A 15,597-nucleotide genomic window follows, 5' to 3' on the forward strand; every position below is an offset into this window, starting at 1 on the left:
CCTCTGTGACAACGCCATCCGATGTTCGAGCGCTCGCCGGTGAACTCTCACTGGCTGTGGTTCGACTGACGCGTCATCTGCGCGGCCGCCGCGCCGACTCCCAGATTTCGCTGACCCAGCTCTCCGCCCTCGCGACCTTGGCGCGCGACGGCGCGATGACTCCAGGGGCGCTGGCCGCGAGAGAACGCGTGCAACCGCCGTCGATGACCCGAGTGATCGCCTCGCTCACCGATCTGGGGATGGTCGAGCGCAAGCCGCACCCCACCGACGGCCGCCAGATCATCGTCTCGCTGTCCGAGGCGGGCAGCGCGCTCATCGCCGACGAGACGCACGCCCGCGAGGCCTGGATGACCGACCAGCTCTCCAACCTCACCGAGGATCAAATCGTCGTGCTCACCCGCGCGGTCGGCATCATGAAGCAGATCGTCAACGAATCCGAATAAGCTGTATTTACCCACCCCGTCGGCTTCGCCTCCTGCCGTCCCGCTGTATTCACCCACCCCGTCGGCTTCGCCTCCTGCCGTCCCCCTGTATTCACCCACCCCGTCGGCTTCGCCTCCTGCCGTCCCCCTGTATTCACCCACCCCGTCGGCTTCGCCTCCTGCCGTCCCCCTAGCGCGCCCCGAACGGCTGATCACTGTCCACGATCTCGCGTCCGAGCGGGAACAGCGACAGCGGGATGAGCTTCAGATTGGCCCAGCCGAACGGGATTCCGATGATCGAGACGAACAACGGAATGCTGGTGAGCAGGTGGCCGAGGGCGAGCCACCAACCGGCGACGATCACCCAGATGACGTTGCCGACCAGCGATCCCGCGCCAGCGCCCGGCTTCTCCACCGTGGTCCGGCCGAACGGCCACAGCGCGTAGGCCGCGATCCGGAACGACGCGATGCCCCACGGAATGGTGATGATCAGGATGCAGCAGATGATCCCGGCCAGCAGGTAGCCGAGCGCCATCCACACCCCGACGAACACGAGCCACAGGACGTTGAGGATCAAACGAATCGGCGCCATGTGAACAGGATGCCAGCCGAACCGAGCATCGGGCATCAGGGTTTCCCCCGAGCCGAGGAATTCGGCACCGCGTGGTCAGAAGAACCAGCCGAGCGCGGCGTCGCGCTCGGTGGCGAAGGCCTCGTCGAGGACACGTGTCTTGGCGGAATCCTTGGCCTGCAAGCGGTTTGCCTCCGCGAAGACGCGCGCGGGGTAGGCGCCGAGGTACATGCTGGCGAGTACATCGATGCCGAGCTCGATATCGGCCGGACTGGTGGTCGGCGTGCATTCGGCGATGCCGTCACGGATGGTGAGGGCGAAGGTGCCACCGGCGTCGCGGAACGGATCGCGCACCGCGAGTACGACATTTAGGTCGCGTTGATAGGTTCGGGCGGTCAGCGCGGCGGGAATGTCCATGAGCCGCAACCACAGTGCGTCATAGCGCGCGGTGGTCTTGACCAGTCGCAGATCGGTGAGCAGGTAGGGCAGCGGGTCGTTGTCGCTGAGCACCGCGTCGACGCGCTGCACGAGCTCCAGCCCGAGCAGTGCCCGCCACAGCGCGGCATGCGCGTCGGGAGTCACCGCCCGCATCTCGACCACCTCGGCGGCGTTGACGTTCTCGGAACGGCGGTAGCGGTACAGCGCGTAGCCGTCCGGATGCAGCAGCGCGAAGAGATCGGTGCCGCCGCCGCGGACCGCGACCGGGTCGGCGAAGAGCATCGTCCAGCGGGCTTCCGGAGCTGCCTGGGCACCGGGCACGATCCGGCGCCATCGGTCGTAGACGGCCCGCACCTGATCGGTCACCTCGGCCAGCGTTGCGAGTTCGACCCCACCCCGATCCGGCGCCGACGGCCGGAATTCGGCGAACCGCCGATCGATGCTCACCGCGTTCTCCCGCACCGTCGGCCCGTAGCCGAAGCGCCCGTAGATGCTGCCCTGGCTCACCGTGAAGATGGTCAGCGCCAACCCATCCGCCTCGGTGCGCCGATGCTGCTCGGTGTACATCGCCCGTAGGATGCCGCGCCGCCGATGGGTCGGCGCGACACAGACTCCCGCGATGCCGCACGCCTCGACGGTGCGTTCACCCGGCACCGTGAGCGTCATCCGCGTCGCCTTTGCCGCCCCGACGACCCGGCCGTCATCGACCGCGACCACGGCATTCTCGATGGCGAAGATGCCGGCCTCCGGTGCCTGTGTCTCCGACGGCGATCGCATGCCGAATGCGGTATCGGCGAGCAGGGTGATGGCGGCGTCGTCGTCGGAGGTAGCCGACCGAATGGTGATCCCGTTTGGCAGCGTCATGGCACGACAATCCCACGCGCCGTGCGGTGCCGCATTCGAATTACCGCCGGATTCGACCGAACAGGTGGCGGCGCCGCGCGGCTTGTCCAGGCAGGATATAGCCGTGGCCGAAGTGATCGATATCGACGACCCCGCCGACCCGCGGGTCGATGACTTCCGCGACCTCAATTCCGCCGACCGTCGACCCGATCTACCAGGACGTAAGGGACTGGTGATCGCCGAGGGCGTGGTCGTCGTGCAGCGAATGCTGGACTCGCGATTCGCGCCGACCGCGTTGCTCGGCGTGGAGAAGCGGCGCCAGGAACTGTCGGACGAGCTGACCGGTGTCGACGTGCCGTACTACCGCACCTCCGCCGAGGTGATGGCGCAGGTGGTCGGGTTTCACCTCAACCGGGGCGTGCTCGCGGTGGCGCGGCGTCCCGCGTCGCTCACCCTGGACGAGGTGCTCGAAAAGGCGCGCACGGTGGCCGTGCTGGAGGGCGTCAACGATCACGAGAACCTCGGTTCGATGTTCCGCAACGCGGCCGGGCTCGGCGCCGAGGCCATCCTTTTCGGCGATCGGTGCGCCGACCCGCTGTACCGGCGCGCGGTGCGGGTTTCCATGGGCCACGTGCTCCGGGTGCCGTTCGCTTCCGTCCCCGAGTGGCCGCATGGTCTGGATATACTGCGGCGCAAGGGTTTCCAGATCATCGCCTTGACCCCGAACCCGACCGCGGTGAATCTGGCCACGGCGATGATGGGTGACCGGGTGGCATTGCTGCTCGGCGCCGAAGGTCCGGGGTTGAGCGAGGACGCGATGCGAGCCACCGATGTGCGGGCGCGAATTCCGATGTCACCCGGCACCGACTCGCTCAATGTGGCGACCGCGGCCGCGATGGCCTTCTACGAGCGGGTGCGCACGTGAGTTACCCGCATCAGGGCCCGACCCCGTGGGGAACCGGCATTACCGTCGCGGTCATGATGGCGCTGCTCGCCGCGGTCGCGGTGTTCTCGTTCGGTCGCGCGCTTGCCGAGGTGCATCCGCTGCTCGCGGTGGCGGTCAACCTGATCGCGGCCGGTGGTGCCGCGCCGACGCTCTGGCGGTGGCGCTGGACGCCGGTGACCAGGTGGGTGGTCGGCGGCGGCACGGTAGGTGTGTTGCTCGGCTGGGTGGCGCTGCTGATCAACGGGTTTGCGGGTTGACGCCCGTCACGAGACGCGGTCGTGGCCGCGCAGCCAGCCGAACAGGCCGCGCTTGGGTCGCGCCGGTTCCGGCTCCCGCCGCGGCGCGACGCGGGTAGCCGGGTCGGGCGCTTGGCCTTTCGGATACAGCGTGAATCCGCACACCGCGACGTCTCCGGGCACCAGCGCGCCCTCGGCGGCGGGGGCGCGGTAGTGGAAGCCGAGCCATTCGTTATTGGCCGCGTCGGCGAAATCGGGCGGGTCGAACGGCAGCGTCTGCGGGTCGGGCAGTTCGCCCGCGTGCCAGCGCACCGGATGCTCGCCCGCCCAGTACGGCCGCTCCCACACCAGCGGCAGGCCCTCGTCCTCGAGGATGTTCACCCGGCTCGAGCTGAACGCCCTGCGGAATTCGCCGCGCTCCCAATGCGCGAACGCACCCCAGCCGTGCGCGGTATCGAACGACACCAGGTAGGTGTGCTCGGAAGCCAGCGGACGGACCAGCAACTCCGGGAGCTCGGTCGGATGGATGCGCGCGGCCTGCGCCGAACACACCACCGTCACGCCCGGGTAGCAACCGATATAGACCTCGTCGAGATCCGGGCCGGCACAGCCGGCCAAGGTGCCGACCATGATCGGCAGCACGTCCCGATCGCTGTACAGCTGCTTCGCCAGCGCCAGTGCGGCATCGGGATCCGGATCATGGTTGGCGCGCAGGACCGTCAACGGATCTGGTGCGTCGACGTACCAGAGCGTCGAAGCTTTCGATAGCATTTCCGGCACCTCCCGATAGTTGCACGAATCAGCTCCGCGAACTTCGAGCAACGCACGGTGATGTCAAGCGATTCACCGCATCAGTGAACCGCCGGACATCGTCGTGCGCAGTCGACCACACCAAAAATTTACTCGCCCTAAGCCTCACTCGGCGGACCTTCGGCCTCTGAACACGCCAGCGAGCCGCGGAATTGGTCTCGAAAGCGGGCTTTTACGGCCCAGCTGTAGGTGAGCTACCTAGTGCAGAGGGAAGCGTGCACTCGCCAGCTACCGGATCCCCAGCGTGCCAACTGATTTCATGAGCACATGGGTAACTCGTCGGGTACCGGCCAACTGCCTGCCGCATTACCGCCAGTCGCCAACGCCACCGGTAACGCGCCTAAGTCTGGCCTGAATACGCGGAGAGGCGGGGGAGCCTCCCGCTCAGTGGCCTGAGCTGCGCACGCCGAGGAGGACATCTTCCCAGGACGGCATGGGTGCCTTGCCGCGCTTGGTACGGGCGGACTTAGCGGGCGCCTTGCCGTTGGCGGCGGGCTTGGCGGGTTCCTCGGCGGCGGGCTTGGTCGACGCGGCAGGCGCGGCGGGGGTGGACTCCGCCGGGGCGCTTGGCGGTGTCGGCGCGGGCGCGCTCGGTGCGGGTGCCGGGTTTGCCGCGGCGGGCGTCGCGGTGCTGGTGGCAGTGGGGGTTGCGGTCGCGCCCGCCGTGATGGCAGGCGTGTTCGCGCCACCGGCGGCGACGGCACGCTGTTCGTAGTACTCGTCCAGGGTGGGCTGGCTCTGCTGGCGCGCCGCGGGGCGCGCGGGCGGCGCGGCGGGTGCGGCGGGTGCGGGACGCGGCTCTACCGCGGGTTCCGGCTGCGGCGCGGGCGCGGCGACCTCCGGCTCGGCGGGCAGGATCGTCGCGAGACCGCGCAGCGCGCGGCCGAAGTCGGGATCGATCAGGTCGGAGGCGGGGTCATCGAGCGGGGAGACCGATCCGCCGTGCGCGTCCGGCTGGTAGCGCCAGTGCGCGGCGATCTCGGAACGCCCGTTCTGCCACTGCAATTGGGCGACCCAGAAGCCCTTCTCGTCCTTCCAGGCGTCCCATTCGGCGCCTTCGATATTGTGGCCGCGCTCGGTGAATGCCGCGGTGACGACGTCGATGAGGATTTCAACGGCGGGGCCGTCGGGGCGGACGGGGTGCGCCTTCTGCGCGAGTTCGGCTGCGCGGGCACGTTCCAGCAACACGGGGTAGGCGAACCGCTCGACGCGGCTGGCCGGCATGCCGGATTCTTCGGTGACCTGTTCGACGGAGGCGCCGGCACGGATACGAGCCTGAATATCGCGAGGACGCATAGTTGCTTCCATTTCGATCTCGATCTGGCCGAATCGGGCAAGGTCGCCGCGCGCTGCGGCTCGTAGCTTGTCGTCGGCGGGTAGCCGGTACTTCGCTCCGGACTCGGTGTCGACACACACGATGTGCGTGGAGTCGGGCGTCACCCCGATCACTCGAAGTTCACGCACCGTTACCTCCTTACCGCGTCGACCCGCGACACCGCCCACTTTCCGAAACAGTAGTGCACTTCTGGGATTCGTGGGGCGAGACACGCGGGGCGGAAATCTCCGAAGACACTCCCGCGCCCCGCTAATCTGCTGTGTTGGTTTTTGCAGCGCCTCCGGAGCTCGTAAGACTCGCGCTGTGGCACTTGGGTGGGAGTGGCCGATGTCACTCGATGGGAAGCAAGTGACACCGGATGTCAACGGCCCTTACCGGATTCGTGGAGCCTCAGCCCAGATTCTGTACGACCCAGTCGATGCTGCGCGTGAGCTGGCTGACGTCCTCCGGATCGATGGCCGGGAACATGCCGACGCGCAGCTGGTTGCGGCCCAGCTTGCGGTAGGGCTCGGTGTCGACGATTCCGTTGGCGCGCAGCACCTTCGCCACCGCGGCCGCGTCGACCGAGTCGGCGAAGTCGATGGTGCCGACCACCTGCGAGCGGTGCGCCGGGTCGGCGACGTACGGCGTGGCGAATTCGCTCGACTCGGCCCAGTTGTACAGGCGCGAGGAAGAATCCAGCGTCCGCTTGACCGCCCAGTCCAGGCCGCCGTTGCCGTTGAGCCACTCGATCTGGTCGGCGAACAGCAGCAGGGTGGCCAGCGCCGGGGTGTTGTAGGTCTGGTCCTTGGTGCTGTTGTCGATCGCGATCGGCAGCGAAAGGAACTCCGGGGTCCACCGGCCCGCTGCCTTGATCTCGTCGACCCTGGCCAGCGCGGCGGGGCTCATCAGCGCGACCCACAGACCGCCGTCGGCGGCGAAGCACTTCTGCGGCGCGAAGTAGTAGACATCGGCGTCGGTGATGTTCACCGGCAGACCGCCCGCGCCCGAGGTGGCGTCGATGGCGATCAGCGCGTTCGCCGAACCCGCCGGACGCTGCACCGGAATCGAGACGCCGGTGGAGGTTTCGTTGTGTGCCCAGCCGATCAGGTCGACCGAGGGATCCGACACCGGCTCCGGCGCGCTGCCCGGCTCGGCCGAGATGACGATCGGGTCGCCGATGAACGGGTTGCCCTTGGCCACGCTGGCGAACTTCGAGCTGAACTCACCGTTGGTGAGGTGCAGCGAACGCTCCCGGATCAGGCCGAACGCGGCCGCGTCCCAAAACGCGGTGGTGCCACCGTTACCGAGCACGACCTCGTAACCGTCGGGCAGGCCGAACAGTTCGCGTAGACCCGAGCGCACCCGCGCGACCACATCTTTCACCGGCTTCTGCCGGTGACTCGTGCCGAACACCGAGGCGCCGACGGTCACCAGGGACTGCAACTGCTCCGGTCGCACCTTGGAGGGGCCACAGCCGAAGCGTCCGTCGGCGGGCTTGAGGTCGTCGGGAATCGTCGGGAACGCAGTGGTCATGCGAACAGGGTAAAGCGTGTCGGACCAGCCCGGTTCGTGTGGGTCGGCACCTGGCGCCGGATTTGTCACGGTCTGCTCCGGTTGCGGTGGTATTGCTGTGTCGCCGACCACACTCCAGCTAACCTTTGCGCCCATGAACATGGCGTCGGCGAACTCGGGGTGGCGATTGCTCGGTCGACGGCCACGGAGCTTCGGGCTGCGCATCGGCGCTATTTCCGACGGCGCAAGACGAGAGTTGCTGATGCATGGCGCGCTGGGTTCGGCGACGATCCTCGGCGTGCGGCCGAGCACCAAAGTGACGACCGGCGCGCCCGGCGTGAACGGCGCGCCCGGACATGTCTTCTGGGCCCGGGTCCTGGTCGACGGAATACCGCCCTACGAGACCAGAGTGCGCCAGCGCGTGTCCGCCGCGAACCTGGAGTGGATGCAGCCCGGTGACGTGGTGTGCTGCCGAGTCGACCCCGGCGATCGAGATCGGTTGGTGCTCTACGTGCCCGATTTCGCGGAGACCGGCCGGGCCAGCATCTCGAAGATCCTCGCCGACGGCCGCCGCGCCGACGCTACGGTGCTCGCCGCGACCCCGGTCGCCGCGGACTATTCCGGCCGCGACGATCCGGTGCTTCGCCTCGACCTCGAGCTGCGCGCCTGGGACGAGCCGACGCCGTGGCTGGTCCGCCTGGTGCAACCGGTGCCCTTGTCCGCGATCGGGCTTGTCGATCTCGGACAGCATCTGGAGGTCGCCTTCTTCACCGTGGATCACGGCGAATCCGTCGCGGTCGACTGGGCCGCGTCGCTCGGGGAGGACTGACCCGCACGCCTGCCGATTTCCCGCGGCACCGCGCGTGGCTTCAGAGGTGCACGAACGTAAAGCCCATGTCGCGGATGGTCGGCAGGGCGGCGATCATGCCCGCTCCGGTGCCGGACTGCGGGCGGTGCATGTGCGCGAGGGAAATCGCCCCCGGCGCAGCGGCATTCATCGCGGCCTGCACCTTGGCGGCGGTCGCGGTCGCACCGTAATCGGCATTGATGCTGAAACCGACCGGGGTTTCCCCCAATTCGTTCACGATGGCGACCGCGACCTCGTCGTAGTGCGCGGTGCCCGCCCGGAAGAACCGCGGCGCCCGGCCGACCAGTCCACGCAGCCGCTCGTGATTGGCCCAGACCTCGTCGACCGCCTCCTGCGCCGAGCCGGTGCCGTTGATCCCATAGGCGGCGCGCCCGTTCACCGACAGCGGCCGGTGTGCCACACCGTGATTGGCCAGTTCGAACAGCGGGCTCATGGCCAGCTGGGCGGCCCGTGCCTGGTTGGCGTCGATCCAGCGCTTGTTCAGGAACAGGGTGGCCGGAATCTGGTGGGCGATCAGGAAGTTCACCAACGACTCATCTATGTCGTTGTTGCCAGGCCCGCCGCACGCGTCGAAGGTCAGCGCCATCTGCTTGCCGGTGGCCGCGAACGTGCTGATGATGCCCTGCATCTCGACGCCCCACTGCCGCGGCTGCTCGCCCGCGTGCCGGGCGACCACCGCGGCGGGGGAGTTGTCCTGCGGCGCGGGGGCGGCCTTGGCGACCACGGGGGAATTGTCCGCGACCGGGTAGGGACTGGTCGAACTCGGCTCGGCGGCGGCCGTATTGCCGTGGGTCGTGCCACATCCGGTGGCGGCGAACCCGGCAAGCGCGGCGCCGACGCCGAACATCCGCCGCCGCGACAGCCCTCTTTCGAACATCCGTCAACCCCTCTTTTCGAAGTCAGCCCCGGATGCTACGCGAGCCGAACGTCCAAGTGGGGCAGGACATCCGGCTCGCGGTAATGCTATTTGCCTATTGCTACGCGTGCGAGATGGCTGCCCAGCCCGCGACATCCTCCGGGCGGCGCGGTGCCGGTCCGGTGTAGATGGCCGCCGGACGCACCAGCTTGCCGAGCTGCTTCTGCTCGAGGATATGCGCGCACCAGCCCGCGGTGCGGCCACAGGTGAACATGGCGGGCATCATGTGCGCGGGCACCTCGGCGAAGTCGAGGATCACCGCCGCCCAGAACTCGACGTTGGTCTCGATCGCCCGGTCCGGGCGACGCTCGCGCAGTTCGGCGAGCGCGGCCTGCTCCAGCGCGGCGGCCACCTCGTAGCGCGGGGCGGCGAGTCGCTTGGCGGTGGCGCGCAGCACGCGGGCGCGCGGGTCCTCGGCCCGGTACACCCGGTGCCCGAAGCCCATCAGCTTTTCCTTGCGGTCCAGGATGCCCTTGACCAGTGCCCTTGCGTCGCCGGTCTTTTCGACCTCTTCGATCATCGGCAGCACGCGGGCGGGCGCGCCACCGTGCAGCGGGCCGGACATGGCGCCGATCGCGCCGGACAGCGAGGCCGCGACGTCGGCACCGGTCGAGGCGATCACCCGCGCGGTGAAGGTGGAGGCGTTCATGCCGTGCTCGGCGGCCGACACCCAGTAGGCGTCGATCGCCTCGGTGTGCTTCGGGTCCGGGTCACCCTTCCAGCGGGTCATGAACCGCTCGGTGACCGTGTTGCACTCGTCGATCTTCTGCTGCGGCACCGCGGGCTGGTAGATGCCGCGGGCGGACTGCGCGACGTAGGACAGCGCCATCACCGAGGCGCGGGCCAGGTTGTCTCGCGCGGTCTCGTCATCGATGTCGAGCAGCGGCTGGTAGCCCCAGATCGGGGCGAGCATGGCCAGGCCCGCCTGCACGTCGACGCGCACGTCGCCGGTGTGCACCGGCAGCGGGAAGGGCTCGGCGGGTGGCAGGCCGCGGCCGAACTCGCCGTCGACCAGCAGGGCCCAGACGTCACCGAAGGTCACCTGGCCCTCGACCAGGTTCTCGATATCGACACCGCGGTAGCGCAGCGCGCCGCCGTCCTTGTCGGGCTCGGCGATGTCGGTGGTGAAAGCCACCACGCCCTCGAGGCCACTGACGAAATCACTGGGTACGGCGGTCTGCCCGGTAGGCACCGCGGGGGTGGTAGTCATGGTGTGACTTCTCCTTGCAACTTCGGGCCGCATGATGCTCGCGTCGATCAGGGGTTGATGAGGCTCGCCGAGCACATGCCGATCATCATCACCTTAGATCCTTGCTACCGCGGAGTAACGTCTGGCCCATGCGTGACCTGGACAATTCACCCGACGGCCAGGAGAAGGCCGATATCCCGTCGAGCACCGACCTCGCCGCCATGCGCGCCGACTATGCGGGCGCCCCGTTCGGCAGCGGCGAAGACGTCGATTTGGACGAAACATGGCTGGCCGGCGGCTGGGAGCCGTTGTTGCGCCACTGGATCGAGCAGGCGACCGCGGTCGGCGTCGCGGAGCCGAACGCCATGGTGCTGGCCACCGTGTCACTGGCCGACGGCACGCCGCGACCGGTCGCCAGGACGGTGCTGTGTAAAGGACTTTCCCCCGAGGGTGTGACTTTTTACACCAACTACGACTCGGCCAAGGGCGGCCAGCTGGCCGCGGTCCCGTTCGCCGCCGTCACCTTCGTCTGGCCCGCGCTCGGCAGGCAGGTGCACGTGCGCGGCGCGATCGAGCGGGTCGCCGCCGAGACCACCGCGGTGTACTGGCGCTCCCGCCCGCGCGATTCGCAGCTCGGCGCGTGGGCCTCGCAGCAGTCCAAGCCGATCGGGTCGCGTGCCGAGATGGACCGCATGATGGCCGAGACGGTCGCGCGCTTCGACGACGTCGACGAGATTCCGGTGCCGCCGCACTGGGGTGGCTTCCTGCTCCGCCCGGACGAGGTGGAGTTCTGGCAGGGCCGCCGCGGCAGGCTGCACAACCGGATTCGGGTGCTCATCGAGAAGGACGCGATGACGGTGCAGCGACTACAGCCCTGACGGTATTTCCCGATTCGGTTACGCTGCCGCCGGTGAGACTGCTGGCCGACACGACACCGCTGCGAAATCCCGACTATCGGCGCCTGTGGACCTCGGGGGTCGTCACCATCATCGGGGCGCAGCTGTCCATCGTCGCGGTGCCGCAGCAGATCTTCCAGATCACCGGCAGCTCAGGCTATGTGGGCCTGGCCGGCCTGTTCGGCCTGGTGCCGCTGATCGTGTTCGGGCTGTGGGGCGGCGCGCTCGCGGACGTGATGGACCGGCGCAAGCTGATGCTGATCACCAACGCGGGCACCGGGCTGACCGCGGTGGCGTTCTGGGCGCAGGCCGCGTCGGGTGTCGACAACGTGTGGGTGGTGCTCGGCCTGTTCGCGGTGCAGCAGGCGTTCTTCGCGGTGAATCAGCCGACGCGTAGCGCCACCATCCCGCGACTGCTGCCGGAAGACCAACTGGCCGCGGCCAATTCGCTGAGCATGACGGTGATGCAGTTCGGCGCCATCGCCGGACCGGTGCTGGCGGGCGTGCTGATCCCGGTGGTCGGGCTGTCCACCCTCTACCTGATCGACTCCATCGCCCTGCTCGCCACGATCTGGGCGGTGTGGCGGCTGCCCGCGCTGCCGCCGACCGGATCCGCGCGCAAAGCCGGATTCCGCACGGTGCTGGACGGTTTCGGCTACCTGGCCACGCAACGGATCCTGCTCGCCTCGTTCGCGGTGGACGTGATCGCCATGGTGTTCGGCATGCCGCGCGCGCTGTTCCCGCAGATCGCGCACGAGACATTCGGCGACCCGACCACCGGTGGGGTGGCGCTCGGCCTGCTGTTCGCGTCCATGTCGGCGGGCGCGGTGCTCGGCGGGATCTTCTCCGGCTGGATACCGCGGATCCGGCGCCAGGGCCTTGCCGTGCTCGTCTGCATCGCGCTGTGGGGCGTGGCCATGGTCGGCTTCGGCGTTGCCGTCGGATTCACCGGGCACGGGCTCGGCCTCGGCGTCGGACTGTGGCTCGCGCTGATCTGCTCGGCCTTCGGCGGCGCGGTGGACATGATCTCGGCGGCGCTGCGGGTGACCATGCTGCAGCAGGTCGCTACCGACGAGATGCGGGGCAGGCTGCAGGGCGTGTTCATCGTGGTTGTCGCAGGTGGGCCGCGCATCGGTGATGTTGCCCACGGTTTTGCGGCGGCCAGTCTGGGTACTGCCGTTGCTGCCGCGGGCGGTGGCGGTCTGGTGGTGATCGGCGTGCTGCTCGCCGCTATCGCGTTCCCGGCATTCGTGCGCTACCGGGTAGGCCGCGCACATGCGGAAATAGTGGCACCATGAGCTCGGCGAATATTCGGCAACCGGCGTGCGGCGCCTCGCCGGAGCCTCACTCGGCCACGAGGCGAACCATCAACACAGCGGCTTCGCCGAACGGCTCCGCCGAGCGCCAGCGAGGTGGAGATGTGAGGTGCCGCAGGACTACCCTCCTGATTGTCCGTGTCGGTGAACGTCTAGCGTTGAGAGAAGTGCATCGTGCGCCGACCGCGACGGTGCCTACGGTTCTAGCCTGAGAGGGATCCTTCCGTGCCCGCTGAGAACATCATCAACGTCGACGAAGACGCCAAGCCGGTGCTTACCTACCCCGGCGGGGAGTTCCCGATGACGGTCGCCAAGGCCGCTGAAGGCAACGACGGAATCGAGCTGGGAAAGCTCCTGGCCAGCACGGGATACGTCACCTACGACCCGGGCTTCATGAACACCGCCCCGACCAAGTCGGCGATCACCTACATCGACGGTGAGGCGGGCATCCTGCGTTACCGCGGTTACCCGATCGACCAGCTGGCCGGGACGTCGACCTTCATCGAGGTCAGCTACCTGCTGATCTACGGGGAGCTGCCCACGCAGACCCAGCTCGACGACTTCACCGACCGGATCCGCAGGCACACGCTGCTGCACGAGGATCTGAAGCGGTTCTTCGACGGTTTCCCGCGCAACGCGCACCCGATGCCGGTGCTGTCCTCCGCGGTGAACGCGCTGTCGGCCTACTACCAGGATTCGCTGGATCCGCGCGACCCCGAGCAGGTCGAGCTGTCCACCATCCGGCTGCTGGCCAAGCTGCCGACCATCGCGGCCTACTCGTACAAGAAGTCGGTCGGCCAGCCGTTCCTCTACCCGGACAACTCGCTGAGCCTGGTGGAGAACTTCCTGCGGATGACCTTCGGGTTCCCGGCCGAGCCGTACGAGGTGGACCCCGAGGTGGCCGCGGCGCTGGACATGCTGCTCATCCTGCACGCCGACCATGAGCAGAACTGCTCCACCTCGACGGTCCGGCTGGTCGGCTCCTCCGACGCCAACCTGTTCACCTCGGTGTCCGGCGGCATCAACGCGCTGTGGGGCCCGCTGCACGGCGGCGCGAACCAGGCCGTGCTGGAGATGCTCGACGGCATCAAGGCCGACGGCGGCGACGTCAAGGAATTCATCCGCAAGGTCAAGAACAAGGAAGACGGCGTGAAGCTGATGGGCTTCGGGCACCGCGTCTACCGCAATTACGACCCGCGCGCCGCGATCGCCAAGAAGCACGCCGACGCGATCCTCAACAAGCTCGGCAACGACGAGCTGTTCGACATCGCGCAGGCGCTGGAAGAGGCCGCGCTCACCGACGAGTACTTCGTCGAGCGTCGCCTGTACCCGAACGTCGACTTCTACACCGGCGTGATCTACAAGGCGATGGGCTTCCCGACCCGCATGTTCACCGTGCTGTTCGCGATGGGCCGACTGCCGGGCTGGATCGCGCACTGGCGCGAAATGCACAGCGAGCCACTGAAAATCGGCCGCCCGCGGCAGATCTACACCGGCTACGGCGCTCGCGACTACCGCGAGATCACCAATCGTTAGTTCCACCGTTACACCCACCATCACCTATCGAAGGGGATAAGCCGAATGACCAAGCCGGAGATCGAGTTCCAGGGCGGCCCCGCGCCTGCCGAGCTGGTGATCAAGGACATCATCGAAGGCGAAGGCAAGGAAGCCGTGCCGGGCGGCAACGTCGAGGTGCACTACGTCGGCGTGGAATTCGATACCGGCGAAGAATTCGACTCCTCCTGGAACCGCGGCGAGGCCATCAACTTCCCGCTGCGCGGCCTGATCCAGGGCTGGCAGGACGGCATCCCCGGCATGAAGGTCGGCGGCCGCCGCCAGCTCACCATCCCGCCCGCCCTGGCCTACGGCCCGGCCGGCGCGGGACATCCCCTCGCGGGCAAGACCCTGGTCTTCATCATCGACCTGCTGGACGCTCAGTAATTTGCCGCGTGGCCGCGGGTGTTCGCGGCCCCCTGGTGTCTCGCGTCCCAGCTGTCGAGACTCGCGCCTGCGGCACATGCGCTTCGACAGCTGGGACGCGAGACGGGCCGCGAACGGCGCTCGTAAGACTCGCGCGTGCGGTGGCTGGTGTAGATGGTCCGTATTCCAGATCTCTGGGGTTCGGGCCATTGCCATTTCTATTGTCGGACAACCTCTACGGGATCGGTGAGGGCGAGTGCCAAGGCGGACTGTTGGGCGCTGCTGCGCTGGGGGAGCGCCTCGACGGCCTTGTCGGTCTGGGTGCTCAGGTTGCCGACGATGGTCTGCAGCTGGGTGACGCCGCCGGTGAGTTGGCTGATGGCGCTGACCAATTGGGCACCGCCCTCGTCGGCGAGCCTGGGTAGATCCTGGGCTAGCTTCGCGCCTTCGTTCAATTGCGCACTGGCACTGGTCAACCGGTCGACCACGGTGTGCAGCAGGGTGCCGAGATCGGTGTTCGGGTCGACCGCGCCGCCCACCAGCGAGCCGAGGCCGCTGAGCTGCGATCCGGCCTGACCCGAAATGCCCTGCAGGGCTTCGAGCTTCTTGATGATGTCGGCCAGCGCCGGATCGCCGGCGAAGGGCAGCGCGCGCAGTGGCGGCAGAATCTGGTCGAGGCCCGAGCTCACCGTATTCGCCGTCTGCTCCACCTGCGCGATCGTGATGCCGGTCGAATCCAGTGCGGCGGCAAGTTGATTCGCCTGCGCGGTCGCGCCGTCCACGGTCGAGTTGAGCAGCGTGATGGCCGAAGTCAGTTGTGCCGAACCCTCTTTGGCGAAGTTCAGGAAGCCGAGCAGCTGGCCTGCGCCCGAGCTGAACTGCTCGGTGCCCGCGGCGGCCGCGTTCACCCCGGCCTTCAGCAACTGCGCGGTGAACTGCGCCTGGGTCATCTGGCTGCGCGCCTGCCCGACCGCGGACAGCGCGGCATCCACACCTGCCGCGCCGACCCGGTGCGTCACCTCGGTGACCGCGCCGTTCACCAGATCGGTGTCCGCGCCCCGGTGCGTGTCCACGGTGACTTTGGCCCGGCGCGGCTGCGTCCCGGCCAGCGTGCCCATGGATTCGGTGAGGTCGGCGGGCAGCGTGATCACCGCCGCGTAGTCGTCGGTGCTCGCCTCACCAGGCTTGGCCGCGGTCCATTCGTACCCGCCCGCGTCCTGCAACGCCTTGATCACCTTCGCTCCCGTCGGCCCCGTATCAGCGTTGACCAGGGCAATACCGGTGGGTTCGCGGTCCGATCGGCTGCACGCGATGAGCCCGGCGCTGAGCGCGCCGACACTGACAAGAGCAACGGCGAGAACACCCCAGCGGGCACGTTTTCCGATCACAGCCCCGA

The 15,597-nt window shown here is 68.1% G+C and carries 16 protein-coding genes; 8 read left to right on the plus strand and 8 right to left on the minus strand.

Features of this window, described 5'->3' with window-relative positions; genetic code table 11:
• Positions 1-5 precede the first annotated feature (5 nt).
• Complete coding sequence (locus ACIA8C_RS31425) at positions 6-443, plus strand: MarR family winged helix-turn-helix transcriptional regulator (protein WP_396995240.1); 438 nt, start codon at positions 6-8, stop codon at positions 441-443.
• Between the two features lie 169 nt (positions 444-612).
• Here the strand turns inward: ACIA8C_RS31425 and ACIA8C_RS31430 are convergent, their stop codons facing one another.
• Together ACIA8C_RS31430 and ACIA8C_RS31435 are read right to left on the minus strand one after the other, a co-directional pair.
• Positions 613-1,005, minus strand: coding sequence for a YccF domain-containing protein (locus tag ACIA8C_RS31430; protein WP_397141252.1), 393 nt, complete (start codon positions 1,003-1,005; stop codon positions 613-615).
• Positions 1,006-1,089: 84 nt separating this feature from the next.
• Positions 1,090-2,295 (minus strand): GNAT family N-acetyltransferase, encoded by a 1,206-nt coding sequence (locus ACIA8C_RS31435; protein ID WP_397140974.1) that lies wholly within the window; start codon positions 2,293-2,295, stop codon positions 1,090-1,092.
• A gap of 103 nt (positions 2,296-2,398) precedes the next feature.
• On the opposite strand from ACIA8C_RS31435, the gene ACIA8C_RS31440 reads away from it, so the two are divergent.
• Positions 2,399-3,199, plus strand: a complete 801-nt coding sequence (locus ACIA8C_RS31440) for a TrmH family RNA methyltransferase (RefSeq protein ID WP_397141254.1) — start codon at positions 2,399-2,401, stop codon at positions 3,197-3,199.
• The gene (locus ACIA8C_RS31445; protein WP_397140977.1) at positions 3,196-3,477 is read left to right on the plus strand and encodes a DUF2537 domain-containing protein; all 282 of its coding nucleotides are present in this window, start codon (positions 3,196-3,198) and stop codon (positions 3,475-3,477) included. The genes ACIA8C_RS31440 and ACIA8C_RS31445 overlap by 4 nt, the downstream gene beginning before the upstream one ends.
• A gap of 6 nt (positions 3,478-3,483) precedes the next feature.
• Here ACIA8C_RS31445 and ACIA8C_RS31450 read toward each other — a convergent pair whose 3' ends face one another.
• The 3 genes from ACIA8C_RS31450 to serC all read right to left on the minus strand — a co-directional run bounded on the left by ACIA8C_RS31450 (position 3,484) and on the right by serC (position 7,117).
• Positions 3,484-4,227, minus strand: a complete 744-nt coding sequence (locus tag ACIA8C_RS31450; RefSeq protein WP_397140979.1) for a DUF6928 family protein — start codon at positions 4,225-4,227, stop codon at positions 3,484-3,486.
• A gap of 423 nt (positions 4,228-4,650) precedes the next feature.
• Positions 4,651-5,730 (minus strand): septation protein SepH, encoded by a 1,080-nt coding sequence (gene sepH, locus ACIA8C_RS31455; protein ID WP_397140980.1) that lies wholly within the window; start codon positions 5,728-5,730, stop codon positions 4,651-4,653.
• A 262-nt stretch (positions 5,731-5,992) separates the two neighbouring features.
• Positions 5,993-7,117 carry a phosphoserine transaminase gene (serC, locus tag ACIA8C_RS31460; RefSeq protein ID WP_397140981.1) on the minus strand — a complete coding sequence of 375 codons (1,125 nt, stop codon included), beginning with the start codon at positions 7,115-7,117 and terminating at the stop codon, positions 5,993-5,995.
• 133 nt (positions 7,118-7,250) lie between these two features.
• Between serC and ACIA8C_RS31465 the strand changes: the two genes are divergently transcribed.
• Positions 7,251-7,925 carry a hypothetical protein gene (locus ACIA8C_RS31465; RefSeq protein WP_397140982.1) on the plus strand — a complete coding sequence of 225 codons (675 nt, stop codon included), beginning with the start codon at positions 7,251-7,253 and terminating at the stop codon, positions 7,923-7,925.
• A 40-nt stretch (positions 7,926-7,965) separates the two neighbouring features.
• Here ACIA8C_RS31465 and ACIA8C_RS31470 read toward each other — a convergent pair whose 3' ends face one another.
• Both ACIA8C_RS31470 and ACIA8C_RS31475 read right to left on the minus strand, forming a co-directional pair.
• Entirely contained in the window at positions 7,966-8,841 is an 876-nt protein-coding gene (locus ACIA8C_RS31470; protein ID WP_397140984.1) for a polysaccharide deacetylase family protein, read from the minus strand.
• A 100-nt stretch (positions 8,842-8,941) separates the two neighbouring features.
• Positions 8,942-10,090 carry a citrate synthase 2 gene (locus ACIA8C_RS31475; protein ID WP_397140986.1) on the minus strand — a complete coding sequence of 383 codons (1,149 nt, stop codon included), beginning with the start codon at positions 10,088-10,090 and terminating at the stop codon, positions 8,942-8,944.
• Positions 10,091-10,218: 128 nt separating this feature from the next.
• Here ACIA8C_RS31475 and pdxH point away from each other — a divergent pair, with 128 nt between their 5' ends.
• The 4 genes from pdxH (at position 10,219) to ACIA8C_RS31495 (ending at position 14,222) form a co-directional block, all read left to right on the plus strand.
• Positions 10,219-10,947, plus strand: a complete 729-nt coding sequence (pdxH, locus tag ACIA8C_RS31480; RefSeq protein ID WP_397140988.1) for a pyridoxamine 5'-phosphate oxidase — start codon at positions 10,219-10,221, stop codon at positions 10,945-10,947.
• A gap of 32 nt (positions 10,948-10,979) precedes the next feature.
• A complete protein-coding gene (locus tag ACIA8C_RS31485; RefSeq protein ID WP_397140990.1) occupies positions 10,980-12,263 on the plus strand; it encodes an MFS transporter in 1,284 nt (427 codons plus the stop codon).
• Positions 12,264-12,506: 243 nt separating this feature from the next.
• On the plus strand, positions 12,507-13,817 hold the full coding sequence (locus tag ACIA8C_RS31490) for a citrate synthase (RefSeq protein ID WP_379282228.1): 1,311 nt from the start codon (positions 12,507-12,509) through the stop codon (positions 13,815-13,817).
• A gap of 45 nt (positions 13,818-13,862) precedes the next feature.
• Positions 13,863-14,222 carry an FKBP-type peptidyl-prolyl cis-trans isomerase gene (locus ACIA8C_RS31495; RefSeq protein ID WP_396995227.1) on the plus strand — a complete coding sequence of 120 codons (360 nt, stop codon included), beginning with the start codon at positions 13,863-13,865 and terminating at the stop codon, positions 14,220-14,222.
• Positions 14,223-14,419: 197 nt separating this feature from the next.
• On the opposite strand, the gene ACIA8C_RS31500 is transcribed toward ACIA8C_RS31495, so the two are convergent.
• Positions 14,420-15,589 carry a hypothetical protein gene (locus tag ACIA8C_RS31500; protein ID WP_397140993.1) on the minus strand — a complete coding sequence of 390 codons (1,170 nt, stop codon included), beginning with the start codon at positions 15,587-15,589 and terminating at the stop codon, positions 14,420-14,422.
• Between the last annotated feature and the right edge of the window lie 8 nt (positions 15,590-15,597).

The sequence above is a fragment of the Nocardia sp. NPDC051321 genome (assembly GCF_044455225.1).
GTDB lineage: Bacteria > Actinomycetota > Actinomycetes > Mycobacteriales > Mycobacteriaceae > Nocardia.

Excerpts from the sequence above, each read along its gene's own strand:
- ACIA8C_RS31470 (WP_397140984.1), bottom strand. The coding sequence starts at position 8,841 with ATGTTCGAAAGAGGGCTGTCGCGGCGGCGGATGTTCGGCGTCGGCGCC.
- ACIA8C_RS31475 (WP_397140986.1), bottom strand. The coding sequence starts at position 10,090 with ATGACTACCACCCCCGCGGTGCCTACCGGGCAGACCGCCGTACCCAGT.
- ACIA8C_RS31450 (WP_397140979.1), bottom strand. The coding sequence starts at position 4,227 with ATGCTATCGAAAGCTTCGACGCTCTGGTACGTCGACGCACCAGATCCG.
- ACIA8C_RS31435 (WP_397140974.1), bottom strand. The coding sequence starts at position 2,295 with ATGACGCTGCCAAACGGGATCACCATTCGGTCGGCTACCTCCGACGAC.
- pdxH (WP_397140988.1), top strand. The coding sequence starts at position 10,219 with ATGCGTGACCTGGACAATTCACCCGACGGCCAGGAGAAGGCCGATATC.
- serC (WP_397140981.1), bottom strand. The coding sequence starts at position 7,117 with ATGACCACTGCGTTCCCGACGATTCCCGACGACCTCAAGCCCGCCGAC.
- ACIA8C_RS31495 (WP_396995227.1), top strand. The coding sequence starts at position 13,863 with ATGACCAAGCCGGAGATCGAGTTCCAGGGCGGCCCCGCGCCTGCCGAG.
- ACIA8C_RS31465 (WP_397140982.1), top strand. The coding sequence starts at position 7,251 with ATGAACATGGCGTCGGCGAACTCGGGGTGGCGATTGCTCGGTCGACGG.